The following is a 21,883-nucleotide window of genomic DNA, read 5'->3' as shown; positions in this document are numbered from 1 at the left end:
GCTGGGCAAGTTCAATAAGAGCGGTCTTATTTTATAGCTACTTTTTTAGTAGTTGTAGTGTTCCCAGATTTGATAACAACGATGTAGATTCCTTTTTGAGAAGTTCCTAAATCGATAACTTCTTGAGAAGCTACTTTTTTAGAAAGGATGTTTTTTCCTAAAGCATCGAATACAGTGATATCTGCATTTTCACCTGCAAAATCCAATTGGAATTGGCCATTGCTAGGGTTTGGGTATAATTTTACTTCGTTGTTCAAGGCTGCAGTACCTTTTTTAACTTCTGCAGCTGCTCTTGGAGAAGCACCGTAGCAAGTCCAAGCTACGTCGTCAATGATTACACGGTTACCGCTGTTTCTGATTTCGATTGTAGCGTTTCCAGATACGTTGATAGCTTGAGAATAAGTAGCTGTAGCAGTTGAAGTAACATTGATATCAGCACCGTATTGTACACCGTTAACGAAAACTTTCAATACAGAATCACCTGTGAAAACTCTTTGGTAGTTGAAAGACAATGTACCGATACCTGTTGTGATAAAAGTCGTATTTGTCAAAGTACCTACTCTTAAAGCGATAGCGTCGCCGTTTAAGTCTTGGTCAGTTCTAGCGTCAGTTGCAGACCAATTGATACCATTGTTTCCTGTCCAAGTTCTAGTAGCATAAGAACTAGCGCTGCTTCCTAAGTTAGAGAATGTTTCTGTACCTCCAACACATGGAGCGCCAGTAGTCAAAATCTCGTCGTTTGCAGGCGTTGTAGCATATAGAGGACCTCCGATACATTCAGCATTGTATGGATATACAGTGATAGAATAGTTAGTATTAGCAGTCAATCCAGAAAGAGCAAAGTTTGCATTTGTACCTACATAAACTACTTTTCCAGCACCTAGCATATCATTTACTTGGTAAGCTGTTCCGTTAACTGGAGCTGTAACTACACCAGTTGTACTGATCATGGCAAGGTATCCAGTAGCTGTAACACCAGAAACTGCTACAGAAGCAGTAGTATCAGTAATGTTAGAAGAAGCGATAACAGCAGTTCCAACTGGAGCTACACAGTTTTCTTGAGCGCTAGCCTTAAGGTCGATTACGCAAGAACCTTCGTTTGCATCATTGCTTACTACAGTAAGAGTTCCAAGTTTGTTTCCTAATGTAGCGCTGTTGAATTTTACTTCAACTTCAATTGCGCTTGAAGGTACTAATGTGAAAGGAACCGATGGATTAACGATAGAATAGTTAACAGCATCGCTTAACGTAAGAGCGCTAACTTCTAGATCTTGAGTACCTAAGTTTTCGATAGTAAAGATGATAACTTTGTCTGTGTTAGGCAATACCGCCCCAAAATCAATTGTAAAATCACCACATGATTTCAAGATCAATTCGCTGTCTGATAACTGCAATTCTGGACCATCAGGTGTCGTGTAGCAATTCCAAGACAAATCGTCGATAATTGTTCTGTTTCCGCTGTTTCTGATTTCGATAGTAATCGGACCAGAAAGATCGATAGCTTGAGAGTAAGCAGTAGTAACGTCAGAAGTAACATTGATATCAGCACCGTATTGTGTTCCGTTTACGAATACTTTTAATACAGAATCACCGCTGAAAACTCTTTTGTAGTTGAAGTTCAACGTTCCGATACCTCCAGCAACAGGAGTCGTATTAGTAAGAATTCCAGTTCTCAAAGCGATAGCGTCTCCAGTTAGATCTTGGTCGTTTCTAGAGTCAGTTGCAGACCATGTCACGCCATTATCACCTGTCCAAGTTCTTGATGTGTATGTGCTAGAAGCAGTTCCTAAGTTTGAGAACGTTTCGTTTCCACCGATACATGGAGCAGCAGTAGTTGTGAAAGTTTCGTCAATTGAAGCTTCTGTGTAGTATAATGGACCTCCAGTACAATCTGTATTGTTGTAAGGGAATACGAAAAGGTGGTATGGCGTGTTTTCTGTAAGACCAGTAAGAGAGAAGTTGGCACTAGTTCCGTTATACGTTACTGTTCCGCCTCCAAGGCTGTCACCTACGTTGTAGCTTGTAGCGTTAGCTGGAGCAGCAGATAAAGTACTTGAAGTAGAAAGAACAGCAAGATATTTGTCAGCTGTCGCGCTAGTTACCGCTGCGTCAGCAGAAGCGTAAGCGATATTCGAAACCGTAACGTCAGCACCTGTAATAACTGGCGCAACACATGGCTGAAGAGCAGTTCCAGTCAAATTAACTACGCAAGAAGCTTCATCAGCATCATTGCTTGCAATAGTCAGTGTAGAAATCTTGTTTCCAGCAGCAGCGCCTTGGAAACGAACCAAAACCAATCCTGAACCTGACGGAGCAACCGTAAAAGGTACTGATGGTGAAATAATAGAGAAGTCTGTAGTGTTGCTTAATGTCAAAGCAGTCACGTTCAAGGCAGAAGTGCCAAGGTTTTTAACAGAGAAAACAGCATCGTGATATTGGCCTACAGCGTGAGAACCAAAATCAACAGCTAAGCTTCCGCACTCGCGGTTTGTTCCAGCTGCATCTGCTAGCTGAAGTTCTGGACCAGCAACAGCTGAGTAGCAGTTCCATGATAAATCGTCAACAATAGTTCTGTTTCCGCTGTTTCTGATTTCGATAACTACGTTTCCAGAAACATTGATGGCTTGTGAGAATGTAGTTGCAGTAACATCAGAAGTAACAGCGATGTCACCACCGTACTGAACTCCATTAACAAATACTTTTAAAGTGGAATTTCCAGAGAAAACTCTTTTGTATTTGAAAGAAAGCGTACCGATACCGTTCGCTACAATACTTGTGTTTTTTAAAGTACTTGTTCTTAAAGCGATAGCATCGCCTGTAAGATCTTGATCAGTTCTTGCGTCTGTTGCAGACCAAGCTACGCCGTTGTCGCCTGTCCATGTTCTTGTTGCATAAGTACTAGAAGCAGCACCTAGGTTTGAAAAGGTTTCAGAACCACCGCCTGTGCATTCGAAGAAATTCCAAGCAAAAGAAGCAGAAGGATTAAAAAGGTTGAATCCTTGGAATGGATTTGCAAGCATTGCTGCAGTAGAAGCTGTAGAAACATTCGTGGTTTGCAGGCTGTTGGCAGAAGACGATTTCCCAAAGGAAAGTCCCGACATGCTTGCGAATACTAAAGCTAATAAAAATCGTTTTTTAAACATAATTATAAAATTTAAGATTGGAAGGAAATCGTTTTATAAAGGATATTTATACCTGCAGGGTTTATCGCTTTAACATTCCAAATTTAATTTTAATAATTTTTGAAGAACGGATTTTTAGAATAAGTATTTATTAAAAAATAGTTACTAACTATCTAGTATTTAATAGTTTAAATTACGTATTAATAACAAATGAAGCACGCGATTTTCTGATTTCTTGCTTATATTTATTAGGGCAAAAAACGAGAATTTAAGGCGGGCACTGGCTTGCGAATAGAAAAGACAATTCGAATCTCAATTTGTGATTATCTTTTTAGTTATCCTAAATTTTACAAATCGTAAATTACCTAACAATTACATTCTGATTGTCTTTCGGTAGACTTTCGGACTGCTTCCTTTTTGTTTCCTAAAAAACTTATTGAGATGGCTTTCGTCAGTAAATCCGAATTCGTCTGCTATCTCGTTGATGCGTTTGTCGCTAAACTGTAGTCGGTGTTCGATGAGCTTGGTTTTGTACGTAGCAATATACTGCTGCATGGTTTCGTTCGTATGGCGTTTGAAATATTTGCCCAGATAGGCATTTGAGATGCCGAATTTCGTACTGATGTTTTCTGCTTTGAGTTTTTCAGGATGGTAAATATTGCTCTGGATGTATTGCAGAATATCCATTGCTTTTTCTTCGGTGCTGGTATTTACTTGTTCCGGAAGGTATTTGGCGATATTTCGGGCAACAATAATAATAAGCGTATTTACCAATTGATGAATAAGCTCCTTGTTGAAAAGATCGGCGTTTATGGATTCTCTTACGATTGCATCTACCATTGGCTTTACCAAGCTTTTGTCGATTTGGTTTTTTAAGATACACCCAGGCTGATGGTTGGCATTCTGCAAGATATATTCAAGCCGCTTGATGTTTTCGGTAGGCAAGCCGCCATTTTGGATGTAGATATCATTGAAGCGGAGGAATAAAAATTCAGTAGTCGTTTCAATTTCAAAAGAATGGCAATCTTCTGGAGTAATCAAAAACATATGTCCGGCGAAATAGCTAAATTTATTCTGGTTGATGCACTGTTTACCAGTTCCTGAAATAATATACACAAGTTCAAAGAAAGTATGCGTGTGTTCTTGTTTCGGACATACATCCAAAGTTACATAAGTTATGGAAAACGGCTGATGTAGATTTTCTTTTCTCATGATGCAAATGTACTGCATTTTGGAAATATTATACCAATAGTATTAAATTTATCAGTATAAATTTGCTTTAAAATACAATAACAATGAAAGCAATAATTTTAAAAGAGCCTGGAACAGTTGAAAATTTAATTGTTTCAGAAGTACCCATCCCTACTATTACAGAGGGTGAAGTTTTAATACAAACAAAATCAATCAGTATCAATCCGGTAGATATCAAGACGCGAAAGGGAAATGGGACTTATGGAAAAATAAAAGATGAAAGTCCGATAATTCTCGGTTGGGATGTTTCTGGGGTTGTGGTCGAGTCTAAATCTGAACTTTTTAAAAAGGGAGATGAGGTTTTCGGAATGGTTAATTTTCCAGGACACGGAAAAGCGTATGCTGAATATGTAGCGGCCCCGGCATCACAGCTGGCTTTAAAACCAAAGAACATCTCTTTTGATGAAGCGGCAGCAGCAACGCTTACGGTTCTTACGGCTTGGCAGGCATTGATTACGAATGCAAAGATAAAAGCAGGCGACCGAGTACTGATTCATGCGGCCTCTGGAGGAGTAGGACATTTTGCAGTGCAGATTGCGAAACATTTTGGAGCGTATGTCATCGGTACGTCTTCTGCGGCCAACAAAGATTTTGTGTTATCGCTTGGCGCTGACGAACATTTGGATTATAAAGCACAGCCTTTTGAAGATGTCGTAAAAGATATCGATTTTGTATTGGATACTATCGGAGGAGACAATATCGACCGCTCTTTAGAAGTAATCAAACCGGGTGGTACGTTGATTAGCATTCCATCCGGATTAAACGAACTGCTTGTTGAAAAAGCAAAAGCAAAAAATGTAGACGGCTATTTTATTATGGTACATTCTAGCGGTGAAGACATGAAGACAGTAGCTTCTCTTTTAGAAAAAGGAATTCTTAAGGCTCATGTTTCAAAAACGTTTCCTTTTGAGAAATTAGCAGATGCCCATATGTATGTTGAAACGGCCAGAAGTGTTGGAAAAGTAATCGTGAAAGTTTCAGAATAAGAAAGTTAGAAAGTATGAAAAAAACCACTAATAACAATTAGTGGTTTTTTTGAAATTAGTAAGTTCTAGAAAAAGAAATAACCAACAGATACTTGAAGTACTCCGTTTTTGTTCTTACTAGAAGAGTTATCTAAATTATTAATATCAGTTAATCCCAGATTATATCTTGCGCCAAAATTAAGTCCATTGTCAAGTTTATAGCCTAAGCCAAAATTAACACCGAAATCAAAAGTTTTAAACGAATCTTTTACATCTTTCTTCTCGTTTTTAGCAGAAAGTAAAAAACCAAGTTGCGGTCCGGCTTCAATACTCAATCCTTTTGTTAAATAATACTTCCCCATTAAAGGAACGTTCAGATAATTTAAGGCAACTAGATTATCATTGTCCTTGAAACTATATCCCTGACCAGAAAACATTACTTCAGGTTGAAAAGAAAATTTATCTGAAATAGGAATTTCTGATAAAAGACCAAAATTAAATGCAGCTACAGCATCAATATCTTTCGTGTTATCTCCACTGATAGAGGCAAAGTTTAAACCTCCTTTAGCACCAAATTTAATTTTTTGGGCATTGACATTTGCAAATCCTAAAACTGTAACAACAGCTAGTAATAAAAATTTTTTCATAAAAAGTGATTTGAATTATTGAGCTCCAAAATTCACATAAGAAAAAATAGAAAAGGTTTCAAAAGCTTAAAAATGTATAAAATGGTACCTATTTGCAGGTGTTTTTGTATTCATTGGGTGTTTGGCCAGTAGCTTTTTTAAAGGCTTTATAAAAAGTCGTTTTTGAAGTAAACCCGGATTCTAATCCCATCGTCAACAAATTATAGTTTTCATATTCAGAATTTGAGATCATTTCCTTAACAGCTTCGACCCTGTATTGATTAATGTAATTGGCAAAATTGTCTCCTGTTATCGTGTTTACAATTTGTGAAACATATCCCGCACTTATGCCTAGTTTTTCAGCGACTTTTTCTCTGTTTAATGTGCTGTCAGTATAAATGTGCTGCTCTTTGCAAAGAAGTTCTAGTTTTTGAAAATAAAGATTGTCTGCGGTAATAGATTCCTTGTATTCTTCTGGTGTACTATTTTCTACAATTTGCAGATTGTTATACGAAATGACCAAATCATTATTTAGAAAATTGGAAATAGCTTCTTTGTTTTTGGCCAGTTTGTATTTGTAAATGCCCATATAAGCTGTCCAGTGAATTATGAACGTTGCAGATAAAGCTAAAACGCTCATAGTAGAAGAAATGTCATATTGAAGAAATAAGCCGGCTAGACAGGTAATAAGCCAAGCAAATAACAATGAAGAAACAAGGGTTAATACAATAATTACCCATTTTTTTTCTTGTGGATCTTTTAAATGTCTTATCATAAAATAAGAGTAAAGCAGCAGAAAGGGGATAAATGTAACAGCTAAAATAAGTTGAAGCAGACCAAGTATTTGGATTAGATAAGTGCCTGATTCAGGTATAGTATAAATTCCTGCAACACTATCAAGATCGTTTATAATATTAAGAATAGCGGAATAGGCAAATGGAATAAAACACAAATAAATTTTTTGTTTATTTTTTACAGCATCGTCAATCCGATTTATAATAAACAGAAATATAAAAACAGGTACTAGAAATGCCCACTCGACATCGTCAATAAAGTGCAGGAAAGGATAGGGAGTATAGGCACCTTCAAGCTCAAGAACATGATTCAGTAAAAGAATTGAAAGTGTAAATAGTAAGCAGGCTAGGTGTTTGTTTGAATTACTATTAAATAAGGAAGACTTTAAAATAAGCAAGCCTAAGACTATTCCTTGAAAAATCGCAATATTTAAGAGTGTAGTATACATCAATTTTTTAATGTAAAAGTTGTTTTTAAGATTTGCTTTGGGATATCATGGTAATTAGTCATTTTTTAAGGCATGGCTTATTTATTCGAATTAAGAAGACGAATTTATAGTAATGCTGATGACTTTCTTAAGGGATTAAGAAATGATTAACTAAGGTGATTTGTAAAGGCTGTTACAAATATTTGTGGATTTCTACCTTTTGAAATACTACTGTATAAGGTTGCTAAGATTTTGTCTACAGCATGTGAATCTGAATCATTTTGAGTGGTTCCCTGGTTGGCACAGGTAGTCCAAAACAAAAAAAGCTCCAGATTTCTCTGAAGCTTTTCTTAGTAGCGGGAACTGGACTCGAACCAGTGACCTTCGGGTTATGAGCCCGACGAGCTACCTACTGCTCTATCCCGCGATGTGCGTTTGTATTCTCAATATGTCTTTGTTATTGGGCAAAACCTCAATAAACTTAGTAGCGGGAACTGGACTCGAACCAGTGACCTTCGGGTTATGAGCCCGACGAGCTACCTACTGCTCTATCCCGCGATGTTTCGGGTGCAAATTTACAACGATTATCTTGAAAAACAAGCGTTTTTATGAAAAATGTTTTATTTCTTCTATTGGACTGATATGATTACCTTTGCAACATAAATTATTTTTGAGATGTCACATAAAGCAGGTTTTGTAAATATTATTGGTAATCCTAACGTTGGAAAATCGACCTTAATGAATGCGTTTGTTGGAGAAAGGCTTTCCATAATTACGTCAAAAGCACAAACAACACGCCATAGGATTTTAGGAATCGTAAATGGAGAAGATTTTCAAGTCGTGCTTTCGGATACGCCCGGAATTATCAAACCAGCTTATGAACTGCAGTCTTCGATGATGGATTTCGTGAAATCTGCTTTTGAAGATGCCGATATTTTAATCTACATGGTCGAAATAGGCGAGAAAGAACTAAAAGATGAAGCTTTTTTTAATAAGATCATCCATGCGAAGATTCCGGTATTATTGCTTTTGAATAAGATTGATAAATCGAACCAAGATCAATTGGAAGAACAGATTGCGCTTTGGAAAGAAAAAGTACCTAATGCAGAAATCCATCCTATTTCGGCGCTGGAAAATTTTAATGTAAAAGAAGTTTTTGCTAGAATCATTGATCTTTTGCCAGAATCGCCACCTTTTTATCCAAAAGATGCTTTAACAGACAAGCCCGAACGTTTCTTTGTGAATGAAACCATTCGTGAGAAAATCTTGATCAATTACGAAAAAGAAATCCCATACTCTGTAGAAATAGAGACAGAAGAATTTTTAGAAGATGAAAATATCATCCGAATCCGTTCGGTAATCATGGTCGAACGCGATACGCAAAAAGGAATCATTATCGGACACAAAGGCCTTGCATTGAAGAAAGTAGGAATGCAGTCGCGAGAAGATTTAGAAAAGTTCTTCGGAAAGCAGATTCATATTGAATTGTATGTGAAAGTCAACAAAGACTGGAGAAATAGCGCGTATCAGCTAAAACGATTCGGCTACAATAATAGATAATCAGGCAATAATTTTATTGGCTAGTGAAAGGAGTTCCCGCATTTGGGTAGCTCCTTTTTTTCTGTTTAGTCGTGCGATAAAATAGAGCAGAAGCCAAGCATTCAGAAGCGCGAACATCACGACTAAGTCAAATTCATTTGACTGTGAAAATGTCCATTTCGAATAAGCAATAATTCCGAAAAGGATAAACAACCCGCCGACAATAAAGTGCATGGCCAAAAAGATAAACCATAAGACAGGGTCAGGTCCAAACATTCCTTTTACGTAGGTTCTGCCGTCTTCATACGTATCTAATTCGATGTGAAGTGATGGCGACCAGTATTCTCTTCGGAACAATCCAACGCCCAGCCAGATGTGGTTTCCAGCATCTTTAAATTTAAAATCTTCCGATTCGAACGTTTTCACTTTTTCATACGACAATTTGATTTCATCAATTGTCTTTGGTGAAAACTGCTCAAATTTAGGGCGAAGCTTTATGTTTTTATCAAAATCCATCTTGAAATCTATAACACCAAATTACTGTTTTTATTTTGATGAAAATGCTAAATTGTCGTTAAACCTCTGTCTAGAAATGAGGCCAAAACAACAACCTTTAACTTTACACTTTTTACTTGAAACAAAAAACGTACCTTTGCAAAATATTTCAAAAAATAATATGAACAATATCGTTGCCATTGTCGGAAGGCCAAATGTAGGAAAGTCAACACTTTTTAATAGGTTGATTCAAAGAAGAGAAGCTATCGTAGATTCTGTATCGGGTGTTACCCGTGACAGAAATTACGGGAAAAGCGAATGGAATGGAAAAGAGTTTTCTGTTATTGACACTGGCGGTTATGTTCGCGGTTCTGAAGACGTTTTTGAAGGCGAAATCAGAAAGCAGGTCGAATTGGCAATCGATGAGGCCGACGTTATTATTTTTGTCGTAGATGTAGAAGAAGGTATTACGCCGATGGATGATGCTGTCGCGAAATTGCTTCGTAAAGTAACAAAGCCAGTGTTGCTTGCCGTAAATAAGGTGGATAACGCCATGCGCGAAAAAGATGCGGTTGAGTTCTATAACCTTGGATTGGGAGATTATTATACGTTTGCCAGTATTTCGGGCAGTGGAACAGGAGAATTGTTAGATGCATTGATTGAAGCGTTTCCTGAAAAACCAGAGCCTACAAAAGAAGAGCTAGAATTGCCTCGTTTTGCAGTTGTTGGCCGTCCGAACGCAGGAAAATCAAGCTTTATCAATGCCTTGATTGGAAAAGATAGATATATCGTGACTGATATTGCAGGAACTACTCGTGATGCAATCGATACCAAATTTGACCGTTTTGGATTTGAATTCAATTTAGTCGATACGGCGGGAATCCGACGCAAGGCAAAAGTAAAAGAAGATTTAGAATTTTATTCTGTAATGCGTTCTGTTCGTGCGATTGAGCATTCTGATGTCTGTATCTTGATAATTGATGCTACAAGAGGATTTGAAGGACAGGATCAGAATATCTTCTGGCTCGCCGAGAAAAATAGAAAAGGTGTTGTTATTTTAGTCAATAAATGGGACTTGGTTGAAAAAGATACCATGTCGACAAAAGAATACGAAGCAAAAATCCGCAAAGAATTAATGCCGTTTACAGACGTGCCGATTATCTTTACTTCGGCTTTGACAAAACAACGTTTGTTGAAGGCGTTGGAAGAAACGGTAAAAGTTTTTGAAAGCAGAAAGCAGCGAATCGCAACTTCAAAATTCAATGACCACATGCTGAAAATCATAGAAAATTATCCGCCGCCAGCCTTAAAAGGGAAGTATGTGAAAATCAAATTCTGCATGCAGTTGCCAACGCCTACGCCACAGTTTGTGTTTTTTGCCAACCTGCCGCAATATGTAAAAGAACCCTACAAACGATTCTTAGAAAATAAAATCCGTGAAAACTGGGATTTCTCAGGAGTGCCAATTGATATTTACATCAGAGAAAAATAATAGTTTAAAATTTTAAACAAACTAAGGGATTGCTTTCTAGCAGTCCTTTTTTTTTGTCCATACAAAAAATCTTTGAGTTATTTTTGAATGTGAGGTTTTTTATACAGTTTGTTAAAAATTATGTAAGAAATTATTTCTTTTGACAATAAAAGTTGTAATTCGCAGTTTTATTTTCTTACAATCATCAATCAAAAAACTAACTTAATGCCAAGAATCATCCTCCATGTTCTCTTTGCCCTGCTTTCGTATGCAGCATTTGGGCAAAATTCTTTTACAATCAAAGGAAAAGCAATCAGTAAAGAAGTGAATAAGCCGATTGAATCAGCAACGGTCTATATTACTTCTGCAAAAGACTCCACAGTAATTGATTATACGATTACAAACAAGAACGGCAACTTTTTAATTACAGTCAAAAAAATCAATCAGCCTTTTATAGTGAAGGTAGCCTCTTTGGGCTATCAGACTTGGGAAAAGGAATATCCAAAATTGACATCGGATATCGACTTGGGCGATGTTTTTGTTTCTGACGCTGTCACAAATTTAGGAGAAGTTGTTATCGTAAGCGAAGCACCGCCAATCCGAATCAAAAACGATACGTTAGAATTTAATGCCTCTTCGTTTAAGGTTCGTCCTGATTCCAATGTAGAAGCTTTACTAAAAGAGCTTCCAGGAGTGGAAATTGACAAGGACGGAAAGATCAAGGTAAACGGAAAAGAGGTAAACGAATTTCTCGTGAATGGGAAATCGTTTTTTGGGAAAGATGGAAAAGTAGCCATAAAAAACCTTCCTTCGGAAATCATTGACAAAATTCAAGTTTCGGATACGAAAACTAAAGAAGAAAAATTGTCCGGCGATGGCGCAAGTTCCAATAACAAAAGTATCAACATTACAATCCAAGAAGACAAGAATAAAGGTTTGTTTGGGAAATTTACGGGCGGTTATGGAACGGATAAAAGATACGAATCCAGCGGTCTTGTAAATTATTTCAAGGACAAGCAGAAAATCAGCGTACTGGCTTCTTCAAATAATATCAATTCAGTAGGCTTTTCCATGGACGAAATTTTCGATGCCATGGGCGGCGGGCGAAATACATATGTAAATGGCAATGGTTCGTTTGGAATAGACGGGATGAATTTCGGCGGCGGCAATGAAGGAATTACGCAGTCGAGCATGATAGGCCTTAATTTTGCCGATGAATGGTTCAAGAAATTGGAGCCTAACGGAAGTTATTTTTACACCAATTCCAAAACCGATAACGATACTCGAAGCAGGACGGAAAATCTTCTAACATCTGAAGACGGAACGAACAGCACTTTTATAACAGAATCAAAAGGTACGACACGAAAAACAAGTGACGGACATAATTTTAATCTTGAATTTGAGTATAAAATCGACTCATTATTGACGCTGTCTGTACGTCCAAGTTTGGTGAAAAGCAATTCGATTTCGAAAGATTTCTCGGAACAATCTTCAACTAATAATTTAGGTTTGGTGAACGAAAGCACCAACTCTGCAAAGACTAACAACGCGTCGTCTAGTTTCGGAAACGAAATGTACCTTCACAAAAGGTTTAAGAAGAAAGGAAGAAACTTTGGTTTTACGTTTAACAATACCAATAAAAGTAATGACAGGGACAATATCACAAACTCTGAGACCTATTTCTTTCAAGATCCCGACAGGACAGAGGATATTCGCCGCCAAAGAGTATTCGACGACATAAAAGATAATACCTATTATACCCGAATAGGATATTCAGAACCGATAACGGATTCTTTGACATTGACAGTCAGGACCTCCTATGAGTGGAAAGAGTATGACAATGGCAAATCGACCTTCAATCTGAATGAAGCCTCTGGTCAGTATTCTGAGTTTAATAACCTACTTTCTTATAATCTCATGTCAAAGACACGCACGCTGAATCCGAATGCTTCCTTGAGCCTAAGAAAGAACAAATATGCAGGAGGAATTACGCTCGGTACGAAAGTCATCACTATGGAAAATACGTCGCTGTATAATGGAACGACAAGCAACATAGATAAAAATTATGTGTATCCGTCTGCAAACGCTTGGTTCAATTATAGGATTTCCAAATCAAAATCGTTGTATATAAACTATAATTTTGATGTTCAATTGCCTACAGCAGCGCAGATCCTTCCAGTTGTCGATTTGACGGATCCGTTGTATCAAGTTACGGGTAATCCGAATTTGAAGCCGACAAAAAACCATAATTTTCATTTGAATTTCAACAACTACGACTACGCTTCGAAATCAGGTTTTTATCTGTACGCAGGATTTAATTATTACGAACAGCAGATTGTTTTTTCAAGAGTTTTCAATCCTACTGATTTGATAAATCGAGCGGACTACCAGAACATAAATGATACGTATTATAGCTATGGAGGTTTGAATTGGAGCAAGTCTATAAAAAAAGAACAAAATACATTTAGGTTTAGTTTAGGCGCCAACACAAACTTTAATCTAAACAAAGGATTGACAAATAATGCCTTGTACGAAGCAAGAGGAGTTACCCTCGAACAACAAGTTAGCGTAGGATGGGATTATGGCGAATTGCTGACAATCGAGCCATCGTACACCTATTCTTTAAATATGACAGATTACACGAATTATTCGGTAAAAAGCTCTTCTAATTTTACTCATAACTTCAAGGTACAGACAACGAGCCATTGGCCAAAGCATTTTGTTTTCGGGAATGACTTCGGATATACTTACAATTCGAATATTTCGGATGGCTATAAAAAAGACTTCTACCTCCTAAATACCAGTTTAGGCTATAATTTTATGGACGACAAACTACTGTTTAAAGTAAAAGTATATGATGTACTGAATCAGAATCAAAGTGCCGTAAGGTATATCAATCCAGAATCGATTCAGGATATCCAAAATACGGTTTTGAAAAGGTATGCCATGTTCTCGCTGACGTATAAGATTGAAAAATTTGGAGGAAAGAAAAAAGAGGAAGGCGGTTTTGGCTTTTAAGGACAGCTTTTAAGAAATTTTAATATTCAATTTGGTAAATTAGCAAACCAAAATTAAATATTCAAATGAGAAAAAAAGTAGTAAGTGTCTTGTTGGCGCTGACTTGTTTTGCCGGATTCAGCCAGAATTCGAAGAACAAGCCATTTTCAGCAAGCGGAAAAAAAATCAAGGTGTATACCACGGCAGAAAATACCGAGTTGAGGCTGTCACCATCAGCAACAAATCTTGAATTCAGGCCTTCAAAACAACCTTTAGAAAACGAAGTTTCGGTTTTTGTAAATCCGAACAAGCAATTCCAGACTTTTATGGGAATTGGCGGGGCTATTACAGATGCCAGCGCCGAAGTGTATGCAAAGCTTACAAAAGAGCAGCAGAAAGAATTCTTGAACGCCTATTACAGCAAGGAAAAAGGTATTGGCTATTCTTTAATCAGGACGACCATCCACAGTTCTGATTTTAGCAGTGCGAGCTATACCTATGTCGATGAAAATGACAAAGAATTAAAGTCGTTTTCGATCGATCACGATAAAAAGTTCAGGATTCCTTTAATCAAAGAAGCGCTGAAAGCTGCCGGAAAAGAGATGACGCTATATGCAAGTCCTTGGAGCCCGCCAGCTTTTATGAAAGATTCGAAAAGCATGCTGAAAGGCGGTAAATTGGCTCCAGAATTTTATCAGGCTTGGGCAAATTATTATGTGAAATTCATTAAGGCCTATGAAAAGGAAGGGATTCCGATTTGGGGAATAACCGTGCAAAATGAGCCAATGGCAACCCAGACATGGGAATCTTGTATTTTTACGGCAGAAGAAGAAAGAGATTTCTTGAAAAAATACCTTGGGCCTACGATGGAAAAGAATGGCTTCGAAAATAAAAAAATAGTCGTTTGGGACCACAACAGAGATTTGATGGTACAGCGTGCCAATACTATTTATTCAGATCCTGAAGCATCGAAATATGCATGGGGAATGGGTTTTCACTGGTATGAAACTTGGAATGGCGGCAAGCCGATGTTTGATAATGTAAAACTAGTTGCCGACTCATTTCCGGATAAAAAACTAATGTTTACCGAAGGTTGTATCGAAGCTTTTAATCCAGCGCGTTATCAATTTTGGGCGAATGCTGAGCGTTACGGAATCAATATGATCAATGATTTCAACAATGGAACCGTTGCTTGGACTGATTGGAATATTCTTTTAGATGAAAAAGGAGGGCCCAACCATGTTTCTAATTTCTGTTTTGCGCCAATCCATGGGGATATAGCTGCTGGAAAATTGATTTATACGCCATCATATTATTACATCGGGCATTTCTCAAAATTTATTCGCCCAGAGGCAAAAAGAGTAAGCACGGCTGCCAGCAGAAGCCAATTGTTGAGCACTTCATTCCAAAATGCTAACGGAGAAATGGTAACTGTCGTGATGAACCAATCAGATAATGAAATAAAGTATAAATTGTTTGTAAACGAATCAGAATCAGAAGTCGTGATTCCGGCTCATGCCATCCAAACGTTGTTGTATTAATTTAGAACGATTTAGCTATAAAAAAAGACTGCAATTTGCAGTCTTTTTTGTTTTATGATATAGATGTTACCAGCTTCCTCCAGCGCCGCCGCCACTAAAGCCGCCGCCGCCGAAACCTCCACCGAAGCCACCGCCTCCGCCACCAAAACCACCACCGCTGCCAAAGCCTCCTCCGGAAGAACCTCCGCCAAAGCCACGGCCCAAGCTGCTCAAGATAATAATGTCGGAGAGGTCTAATCCGCCTCCGCGATTGCCTCCGTTTCTGTTATTTTTATTTTTAGAAATGATAACGATGATCACGATAAAAATAATTATAAAAAAGATCAGCCCTCCCGGGTTAGATTCTTCTTTGTCTTGTTTCCGCGTTCCTTTGTATTTTCCTTTTAAGACATCAAAAATAGCGTCTGCGCCTTTGTCTAGCCCTCTATAATAACTCCCCGCTTTAAATTCGGGAATGATTATATTTCGGGTCAATTCTCCAGTAATTCCTGCTGTCAGACGGTCTTCAACGCCATAGCCTGGCGCAATCCAAATTTTTCTTTCTTTTACTGCCAAAAGGATAAAAACACCGTTGTCTTCTTTTGCTTGTCCAACGCCCCAAGCGTGCCCCCATTTAGGAGCCAGCAGGCCGATATCTTCGCCATTTATAGTTTCAACGGTAACGACTACAATCTGCGTAGTTGTTGAATCGGAATAGCGAATAAGCTTTGCTTCCAAATCCGTTTTTTCAGAGTTGCTCAGAATTTTAGCATAATCATATACGCTAGTCTGGAAATCAGGTTTGGGCGGAATATTAAACTGCGAATATCCAACAACCTGAATGAGCAGTACTAAAAGAAAGGATAAGGAATAAGTTTTTTTTATAGAGAAAAGTTTCATTTATCCTTTAGATATTTCGTTAGATAATTCATTAGAGTCGTCACTGCTAAAAGGAAAATACTGCTGTAATCTTTCACCGGCTCTTAAAATTCCGGCAACCAACCCGTCTTTGTATTTCTTTTCTTTGAAATGAGAAATAACGGTGTCTTTCGTACAGTCCCAGAAATCCTCTTCAACTACCTTGTGAATCCCTTCGTCGCCTATTATGGCAAAGGTATGGTCTGAAACGCCTACATAAAACAGTACGCCGTTTCGCATCAACGTATTGTCCATACCCAAAAAATTAAAAACCTCCTGGGCTCTTTCGAGCGGAGGTTTTTCATTATGATTTTCAATGTGGACTCTTATTTCTCCCGAAGTGTTTTTTTCGGCTTGCGAAATGGCTTTCACAATCTCGCTCTCCTCTTCTGGAGTTAGGAAATCTTCTACTTTTGACATTGAGTTTTTGTTTTTAGAATTTTACTTCTACAGGTTTTTCAGCGCCTTCTGCTGCTTCGAAATACGCTTTTTCTTTAAATCCGAACATTCCTGCAAATATAGAATTTGGGAAAGTCAAGACGTGATTGTTATACGGTTTAACGGCTTCATTGAATCTAGTTCTAGCTGTTAAAATCTGATTTTCAGTACTAGCCAATTCATCTTGCAATTTCAAGAAATTCTGGTTTGCTTTTAATTCTGGGTAGGCTTCAACAGTTACCAATAATCTTGATAAGGCAGAAGATACACCGCTTTGTGCTTTGCTGAATTCTGCTAATTGTTCTGGCGTGATATTGCTTGGATCAACTGTAGTTGAAGTTGCTTTCGAACGTGCTTCGATAACAGCTGTCAACGTTCCTTTCTCAAAATCTGCAGCACCTTTTACAGTGTTTACTAGGTTTCCGATAAGGTCGTTTCTTCTTTGGTAAGAAGTTTCCACATTCCCCCAAGCTTCTCTGATGTTTTCATTTAGAGAAACAGCCGTATTGTTGATTCCCTTAGCCCAGCTGTAGATTCCGAAGATTACAACTAAAATCACCCCGATAATAATCCATTTTCTCATTTGTTTTTGTTTTTAGAGTTTATTTATTGATTTGTTTTCTATTTACTAAAGCGTAACGCTATAATTCGTTTTTAATGTTGGTCAGCTGCATTTTTATTGATTCCAATTTGCTGATAATCTCAAATTTATCCAATGTCTTTTTCTGGCCTTCTTTTAAATGCGTTTTGGCACCGTCGAGCGTAAAGCCGCGTTCTTTAACCAAGTGATAAATCAGCTGGAGGTTTTTTACGTCTTCGGGCGTAAACATGCGGTTGCCTTTTGCATTTTTTTTGGGTTTAAGGATGTCGAATTCTTTGTCCCAAAAGCGGATAAGCGAAGCGTTCACGTCAAATGCCTTGGCTAATTCTCCAATGCTGTAATATCTTTTGTCTGGCGATAAGTCTAAATGCATTAATCTAAAGATTGGTTTTCTTGGTTCGCTAATTTTGATATGGCTGCAAATTCTGCCGCCGAAATATTTCCGTAATAAAAATTCAAAGGGTTCACGACTTCTCCGTTTTTATGCACTTCATAATGCAAATGCGGTGCTTCGGAACGTCCAGTGCTTCCTACATATCCGATGATATCGCCTCGTTTCACATGCTGTCCGGCTCTTACTTTGTATTTGCTTAAATGTCCGTATAAAGTTTCATATCCAAATCCGTGCCGAATTACGATATGGTTTCCATAACCTGACGCGGTATTGTCGGCGCGTTCAACAACGCCATCTCCTGTAGCATAAATCGGAGTTCCGGTTTTAGCTGAAAAATCCATCCCGGCATGAAACTTCCTGATTTTCGTAAACGGGTCGCTTCTATATCCAAACCCAGAAGCCATCTGTTTTAGCTGTTCATTCTTGACAGGCTGTATGGCTGGAATTGCAGATAATAATTTTTCTTTTTCTTTCGCTAATTTCAAGATTTCATCTAAAGATTTGGACTGGATTACTAATTCTTTTGATATGACATCGACGCGTTTTGTCGTACTGACAACGAGTTCGGAATTGTCATATCCTTCAAGAGCTTTATAGCGATTGACACCACCAAAGCCTGCTTTTCGCTGTTCTTCTGGAATAGGCGAAGAGTTAAAATAGACACGGTATAAATTGTTATCGCGTTCGGCAACATTTTCTAAAACTTCGTCAATCTGGTCCATCTTTTTGTTCAGGATGGCGTAGTTGATTTTCATATTTTCGATTTCTCGCGCTTGCAATCGGTCTTTAGGCGTTTCAAAGAACGGGGTATTAATCAAGATTACGAAACACAAGAACCCAAACAATCCGGAAGCTAATAAAAATAAGGCAATTACGCCTAATTTTTGTCCTTTCTTCGGCTTGATTTTTCGGTAGGCTAAATTTTCGGTATCGTAATAATATTTTACCTTCTTCATATTTTAAAATATGCTACTTTTGCACTTTTTGTATAACTAAAGTTATAACTTTATAACCAGTTGTACGTAAGAATAAATTACAAACGGTTACATTGTTAGACGAACAAATTTAATAAATGTTTCATTGGTTCGCCTTATTTATTTTTTAGAAAAGCAATTTTAAAATAGTGAAGGGTACGATGGCTTCCTAAAGCGTTGAATCCTAACTTAAAGATCATAAAACCCAATTTCAGATGAAATCACAGGATATCAGAAAGCAATTTTTACAATTTTTCGAAGAACGCGGCCATTTGATCGTGCCTTCTGCGCCAATCGTGCTCAAAGACGACCCGACCTTGATGTTTAACAATTCTGGGATGGCCCAGTTCAAGGAATATTTTTTAGGGAATGCCGTACCGAAAAGCAAAAGGATTGCAGATACTCAAAAATGCCTGCGTGTTTCTGGAAAACATAACGATTTGGAGGATGTTGGCTTTGATACCTACCACCATACGATGTTCGAAATGTTGGGGAACTGGAGCTTTGGCGATTATTTCAAAAAAGAAGCCATCAACTGGGCTTGGCAATTGCTGACAGAAGTTTATAAAATTCCGAAAGAGAATTTGTACGTTTCTGTTTTTGAAGGTAATCCTGCCGAGAACGTGCCGTTTGACCAAGAGGCTTGGGACATCTGGAAAACGTTGGTTGATGAAGACCGCATCATTCTTGGGAATAAGAAAGATAATTTCTGGGAAATGGGTGAGCAGGGACCATGCGGACCGTGTTCGGAAATTCATGTGGATTTACGAAGCGAGGCAGAGAAAGCAAAGGTTTCAGGAAAAAGCTTGGTCAATAATGACCATCCTCAAGTAGTGGAAATCTGGAATAACGTTTTTATGGAATTCAACCGTAAAGCGGATGGTTCTCTTGAGAAATTGCCAGCGCAGCACGTGGATACGGGTATGGGATTTGAGCGCTTGTGCATGGCCTTGCAAGGCGTAACGTCTAATTATGATACGGATGTCTTTACACCATTGATTGAAGAAGTTGAGAAAATTACAGGTTACAAGTATACTTCCAACGAAGTTAAGGATATAAGCGAAGAGCAAAACAAGACGAATATTGCAATCCGCGTTATCGTGGATCACGTTCGTGCCGTTGCTTTTGCGATTGCTGACGGACAGCTGCCTTCGAATACGGGTGCGGGTTATGTAATCCGAAGAATTTTGCGTCGTGCTATCCGTTACGGATTTACTTTCTTGAATACGAAAGAGCCGTTCATTTATAAATTGGTGGCTGTTTTAGCCAACCAGATGGGCGAATTCTTCCCGGAAATCAAGACACAGCAGAATTTGGTTACGAATGTCATCAAAGAAGAAGAGAATTCTTTCTTGAGAACGTTAGACCAGGGATTACAGTTGCTTGAAAACGTAGTGAAAGAAACTAAAGGACAAGAGGTTTCAGGTGCTAAGGCATTTGAATTGTATGATACGTTTGGTTTCCCGAAAGATTTGACAGCCTTGATCTTGAAAGAGAAAGGAATGTCGTATAACGAAAAAGAGTTCGATGTCGAATTGCAAAAGCAGAAAGATCGTTCGCGCGCGGCATCAGAAACTTCTACAGACGATTGGACGATTTTGGTAGATGGAAATACGGAAACTTTCGTAGGATATGACGAAGTAGAAAAAGAAGTCAAGATTACGAGATATAGAAAAGTAGATTCTAAAAAGGACGGTAAATTATACCAGATTGTTTTAGATGCTACGCCTTTTTATCCAGAAGGCGGAGGTCAGGTTGGTGATAAAGGAACGTTATTTACGCCTAATCAGGCGATCGAAATCATCGATACGAAAAAAGAAAATAACTTGATCTTGCACTTTGCAAAAGAACTTCCGGAGAATCCAGAAGGGAAATTCATGGCGCTGGTCAATACAAAATTACGAAGCGAATCGGCGAGCAATCACTCGGCTACTCACTTATTGCACCAAGCCTTGCGACATGTGTTAGGAACGCATGTGGAACAAAAGGGTTCTTTGGTGGCGCCAAACCATCTTCGTTTTGACTTTTCGCATTTTGCTAAAGTGACGGATGAAGAATTAAAGGAAGTGGAGGATTTTGTCAATGCACGAATCCAAGAGCAATTGCCGCTGATCGAAAGAAGAAGCATTCCGTTCAAGCAGGCTGTGGAAGAAGGCGCTATGGCTTTGTTCGGAGAGAAGTATGGCGATAACGTAAGAGCGATAAAATTCGGAGAAAGCATGGAGCTTTGCGGCGGTATCCACGTGAAAAACACGGCAGACATCTGGTACTTCAAGATCGTGAGCGAAGGTGCTGTTGCGGCAGGAATACGCCGTATCGAAGCGATTACGAATGAAGGCGTAAAAGAATTTTTTGCTTCGCAGGAAAATACGCTGAAAGAGATAAAAGAGACATTGAAAAATCCGCAGGATTCTATCAAGGCAGTGGTTTCGTTGCAGGAAGAGAATGCTAGGCTGAAAAAACAGCTTGAAGCTTTATTGAAAGAAAAAGCGAAAAACCTGAAAGGGGAATTGGCTTCAGAAATAGAGGAAATCAATGGTATTAAATTCTTAGCAAAACAGGTCGATCTGAATCAGGAAGGGGCTAAAGATCTGGCTTATGAATTGGGAACTCTTGGAAACAATCTTTTCTTAGTACTGGCTACCGCAGAGGAAGGAAAACCGATGCTGACATGCTATATCTCGAAAGAGCTGGTAGCCGAAAAGAACTTGAACGCTGGACAGGTCGTACGGGAGTTGGGTAAATACATCCAAGGCGGCGGGGGCGGACAGCCTTTCTTTGCGACTGCGGGAGGAAAGAACGCTGGAGGCATTCCAGAGGCTTTAGAGAAAGCGAAAGATTTTGTGAAATAGAAAATTCGTCTGAATATAAAAAAAGCCACAACAGTTAGTTGTGGCTTTTTTATTGGTAGTAGGTTTATTGTTTTGGCATTTTGCTAAAATCCATATAGAGTACGTTCCAGCGGTGGCCGTCGAGGTCGCTGAAACCGCAGCCGTACATCCAGCCGTCTTTCTCGCCTGGGTTTGCATATAATTTTGCTCCGGCTGCTACTGCTTTATTCGCGACTTCGTCTACTTCGGCGGGAGACTGTGCATCGATAGAAAAGAGGGCTTCGGTGCCTTTTGCTGTGTCTGCAATTTCAGTATTGCTAAAGCTCTTAAAAAGGGCTTCGGGAAAGAAGTTAACGACTACGTTCTTGTCTCCTAAGAAAAAGGAGGCCATGGTAGGATTTTCACTAAACTGCGCGTTCTCTGTAAAGCCAATTGCTTTGAAAAATGCTCTTGATTTGCTTATCTCTTTTACGGGAAGATTGACCCAAAATTCTTTTGCCATGTCTTTATTTTTTGATT

General features: G+C 38.5%; 17 protein-coding genes and 2 tRNA genes. 6 read left to right on the top strand and 13 right to left on the bottom strand.

The window, feature by feature from the left end; all coding sequences use genetic code 11:
* Positions 1-26: 26 nt before the first annotated feature.
* Together GGR22_RS04210 and GGR22_RS04205 are read right to left on the bottom strand one after the other, a co-directional pair.
* Positions 27-3,143, bottom strand: a complete 3,117-nt coding sequence (locus GGR22_RS04210) for a choice-of-anchor D domain-containing protein (RefSeq protein ID WP_182492678.1) — start codon at positions 3,141-3,143, stop codon at positions 27-29.
* A 351-nt stretch (positions 3,144-3,494) separates the two neighbouring features.
* Positions 3,495-4,352, bottom strand: a complete 858-nt coding sequence (locus GGR22_RS04205; protein WP_246336912.1) for an AraC family transcriptional regulator — start codon at positions 4,350-4,352, stop codon at positions 3,495-3,497.
* Positions 4,353-4,417: 65 nt separating this feature from the next.
* Here GGR22_RS04205 and GGR22_RS04200 point away from each other — a divergent pair, with 65 nt between their 5' ends.
* Positions 4,418-5,359, top strand: a complete 942-nt coding sequence (locus tag GGR22_RS04200) for an NADP-dependent oxidoreductase (RefSeq protein ID WP_182492677.1) — start codon at positions 4,418-4,420, stop codon at positions 5,357-5,359.
* Positions 5,360-5,424: 65 nt separating this feature from the next.
* Here the strand turns inward: GGR22_RS04200 and GGR22_RS04195 are convergent, their stop codons facing one another.
* The 4 genes from GGR22_RS04195 to GGR22_RS04180 all read right to left on the bottom strand — a co-directional run bounded on the left by GGR22_RS04195 (position 5,425) and on the right by GGR22_RS04180 (position 7,744).
* Positions 5,425-5,985, bottom strand: coding sequence for a porin family protein (locus tag GGR22_RS04195; RefSeq protein WP_182492676.1), 561 nt, complete (start codon positions 5,983-5,985; stop codon positions 5,425-5,427).
* Positions 5,986-6,073: 88 nt separating this feature from the next.
* Positions 6,074-7,207, bottom strand: a complete 1,134-nt coding sequence (locus tag GGR22_RS04190) for a helix-turn-helix domain-containing protein (protein WP_246336911.1) — start codon at positions 7,205-7,207, stop codon at positions 6,074-6,076.
* A gap of 333 nt (positions 7,208-7,540) precedes the next feature.
* Positions 7,541-7,613, bottom strand: a tRNA-Met gene (locus GGR22_RS04185).
* A 58-nt stretch (positions 7,614-7,671) separates the two neighbouring features.
* Positions 7,672-7,744: transfer RNA gene (locus tag GGR22_RS04180), tRNA-Met, on the bottom strand.
* 117 nt (positions 7,745-7,861) lie between these two features.
* On the opposite strand from GGR22_RS04180, the gene era reads away from it, so the two are divergent.
* Positions 7,862-8,746, top strand: coding sequence for a GTPase Era (gene era / locus GGR22_RS04175; RefSeq protein WP_121375104.1), 885 nt, complete (start codon positions 7,862-7,864; stop codon positions 8,744-8,746).
* On the opposite strand, the gene GGR22_RS04170 is transcribed toward era, so the two are convergent.
* Positions 8,747-9,241, bottom strand: a complete 495-nt coding sequence (locus GGR22_RS04170; RefSeq protein ID WP_182492674.1) for a hypothetical protein — start codon at positions 9,239-9,241, stop codon at positions 8,747-8,749.
* A gap of 160 nt (positions 9,242-9,401) precedes the next feature.
* On the opposite strand from GGR22_RS04170, the gene der reads away from it, so the two are divergent.
* The 3 genes from der (at position 9,402) to GGR22_RS04155 (ending at position 15,229) form a co-directional block, all read left to right on the top strand.
* Positions 9,402-10,712, top strand: coding sequence for a ribosome biogenesis GTPase Der (der, locus tag GGR22_RS04165; RefSeq protein ID WP_121376221.1), 1,311 nt, complete (start codon positions 9,402-9,404; stop codon positions 10,710-10,712).
* A 204-nt stretch (positions 10,713-10,916) separates the two neighbouring features.
* Positions 10,917-13,709: an outer membrane beta-barrel protein gene (locus GGR22_RS04160; RefSeq protein WP_182492673.1), complete on the top strand. Its 2,793-nt coding sequence runs from the start codon at positions 10,917-10,919 to the stop codon at positions 13,707-13,709.
* A gap of 65 nt (positions 13,710-13,774) precedes the next feature.
* Complete coding sequence (locus tag GGR22_RS04155) at positions 13,775-15,229, top strand: glycoside hydrolase family 30 protein (RefSeq protein ID WP_121375101.1); 1,455 nt, start codon at positions 13,775-13,777, stop codon at positions 15,227-15,229.
* A 66-nt stretch (positions 15,230-15,295) separates the two neighbouring features.
* Here the strand turns inward: GGR22_RS04155 and GGR22_RS04150 are convergent, their stop codons facing one another.
* From GGR22_RS04150 to GGR22_RS04130, 5 genes are read right to left on the bottom strand one after another with little or no spacing between them, the layout of a single operon-like run.
* Positions 15,296-16,108, bottom strand: a complete 813-nt coding sequence (locus GGR22_RS04150) for a TPM domain-containing protein (RefSeq protein ID WP_182492672.1) — start codon at positions 16,106-16,108, stop codon at positions 15,296-15,298.
* The gene (locus GGR22_RS04145) at positions 16,109-16,546 is read right to left on the bottom strand and encodes a TPM domain-containing protein (RefSeq protein ID WP_182492671.1); all 438 of its coding nucleotides are present in this window, start codon (positions 16,544-16,546) and stop codon (positions 16,109-16,111) included.
* 13 nt (positions 16,547-16,559) lie between these two features.
* Positions 16,560-17,147 carry a LemA family protein gene (locus GGR22_RS04140; RefSeq protein ID WP_182492670.1) on the bottom strand — a complete coding sequence of 196 codons (588 nt, stop codon included), beginning with the start codon at positions 17,145-17,147 and terminating at the stop codon, positions 16,560-16,562.
* 58 nt (positions 17,148-17,205) lie between these two features.
* Complete coding sequence (locus tag GGR22_RS04135) at positions 17,206-17,538, bottom strand: MerR family transcriptional regulator (RefSeq protein ID WP_121375097.1); 333 nt, start codon at positions 17,536-17,538, stop codon at positions 17,206-17,208.
* Positions 17,538-18,515: a M23 family metallopeptidase gene (locus tag GGR22_RS04130; protein WP_121375096.1), complete on the bottom strand. Its 978-nt coding sequence runs from the start codon at positions 18,513-18,515 to the stop codon at positions 17,538-17,540. Before GGR22_RS04130 ends, GGR22_RS04135 begins: the two co-directional genes overlap by 1 nt.
* 233 nt (positions 18,516-18,748) lie before the next feature.
* On the opposite strand from GGR22_RS04130, the gene alaS reads away from it, so the two are divergent.
* Positions 18,749-21,385, top strand: coding sequence for an alanine--tRNA ligase (gene alaS, locus GGR22_RS04125; RefSeq protein ID WP_182492669.1), 2,637 nt, complete (start codon positions 18,749-18,751; stop codon positions 21,383-21,385).
* A gap of 64 nt (positions 21,386-21,449) precedes the next feature.
* Here alaS and GGR22_RS04120 read toward each other — a convergent pair whose 3' ends face one another.
* Positions 21,450-21,866, bottom strand: coding sequence for a VOC family protein (locus GGR22_RS04120; protein ID WP_182492668.1), 417 nt, complete (start codon positions 21,864-21,866; stop codon positions 21,450-21,452).
* Between the last annotated feature and the right edge of the window lie 17 nt (positions 21,867-21,883).

Source organism: Flavobacterium gossypii (genome assembly GCF_014138495.1).
Taxonomy (GTDB): domain Bacteria; phylum Bacteroidota; class Bacteroidia; order Flavobacteriales; family Flavobacteriaceae; genus Flavobacterium; species Flavobacterium endophyticum.
Note: the sequence above shows the minus strand (reverse complement) of the source record. Positions and strands in the feature narration are given on the sequence as shown.

Coding starts and splice junctions, on each gene's coding strand:
- GGR22_RS04120 (WP_182492668.1), bottom strand. CDS start 21,866: ATGGCAAAAGAATTTTGGGTCAATCTTCCCGTAAAAGAGATAAGCAAA.
- GGR22_RS04135 (WP_121375097.1), bottom strand. CDS start 17,538: ATGCATTTAGACTTATCGCCAGACAAAAGATATTACAGCATTGGAGAA.
- GGR22_RS04130 (WP_121375096.1), bottom strand. CDS start 18,515: ATGAAGAAGGTAAAATATTATTACGATACCGAAAATTTAGCCTACCGA.
- GGR22_RS04200 (WP_182492677.1), top strand. CDS start 4,418: ATGAAAGCAATAATTTTAAAAGAGCCTGGAACAGTTGAAAATTTAATT.
- GGR22_RS04210 (WP_182492678.1), bottom strand. CDS start 3,143: ATGTTTAAAAAACGATTTTTATTAGCTTTAGTATTCGCAAGCATGTCG.
- alaS (WP_182492669.1), top strand. CDS start 18,749: ATGAAATCACAGGATATCAGAAAGCAATTTTTACAATTTTTCGAAGAA.
- GGR22_RS04190 (WP_246336911.1), bottom strand. CDS start 7,207: ATGTATACTACACTCTTAAATATTGCGATTTTTCAAGGAATAGTCTTA.
- GGR22_RS04150 (WP_182492672.1), bottom strand. CDS start 16,108: ATGAAACTTTTCTCTATAAAAAAAACTTATTCCTTATCCTTTCTTTTA.
- GGR22_RS04155 (WP_121375101.1), top strand. CDS start 13,775: ATGAGAAAAAAAGTAGTAAGTGTCTTGTTGGCGCTGACTTGTTTTGCC.
- GGR22_RS04145 (WP_182492671.1), bottom strand. CDS start 16,546: ATGTCAAAAGTAGAAGATTTCCTAACTCCAGAAGAGGAGAGCGAGATT.
- GGR22_RS04205 (WP_246336912.1), bottom strand. CDS start 4,352: ATGCAGTACATTTGCATCATGAGAAAAGAAAATCTACATCAGCCGTTT.
- era (WP_121375104.1), top strand. CDS start 7,862: ATGTCACATAAAGCAGGTTTTGTAAATATTATTGGTAATCCTAACGTT.
- GGR22_RS04140 (WP_182492670.1), bottom strand. CDS start 17,147: ATGAGAAAATGGATTATTATCGGGGTGATTTTAGTTGTAATCTTCGGA.
- der (WP_121376221.1), top strand. CDS start 9,402: ATGAACAATATCGTTGCCATTGTCGGAAGGCCAAATGTAGGAAAGTCA.
- GGR22_RS04170 (WP_182492674.1), bottom strand. CDS start 9,241: ATGGATTTTGATAAAAACATAAAGCTTCGCCCTAAATTTGAGCAGTTT.
- GGR22_RS04195 (WP_182492676.1), bottom strand. CDS start 5,985: ATGAAAAAATTTTTATTACTAGCTGTTGTTACAGTTTTAGGATTTGCA.
- GGR22_RS04160 (WP_182492673.1), top strand. CDS start 10,917: ATGCCAAGAATCATCCTCCATGTTCTCTTTGCCCTGCTTTCGTATGCA.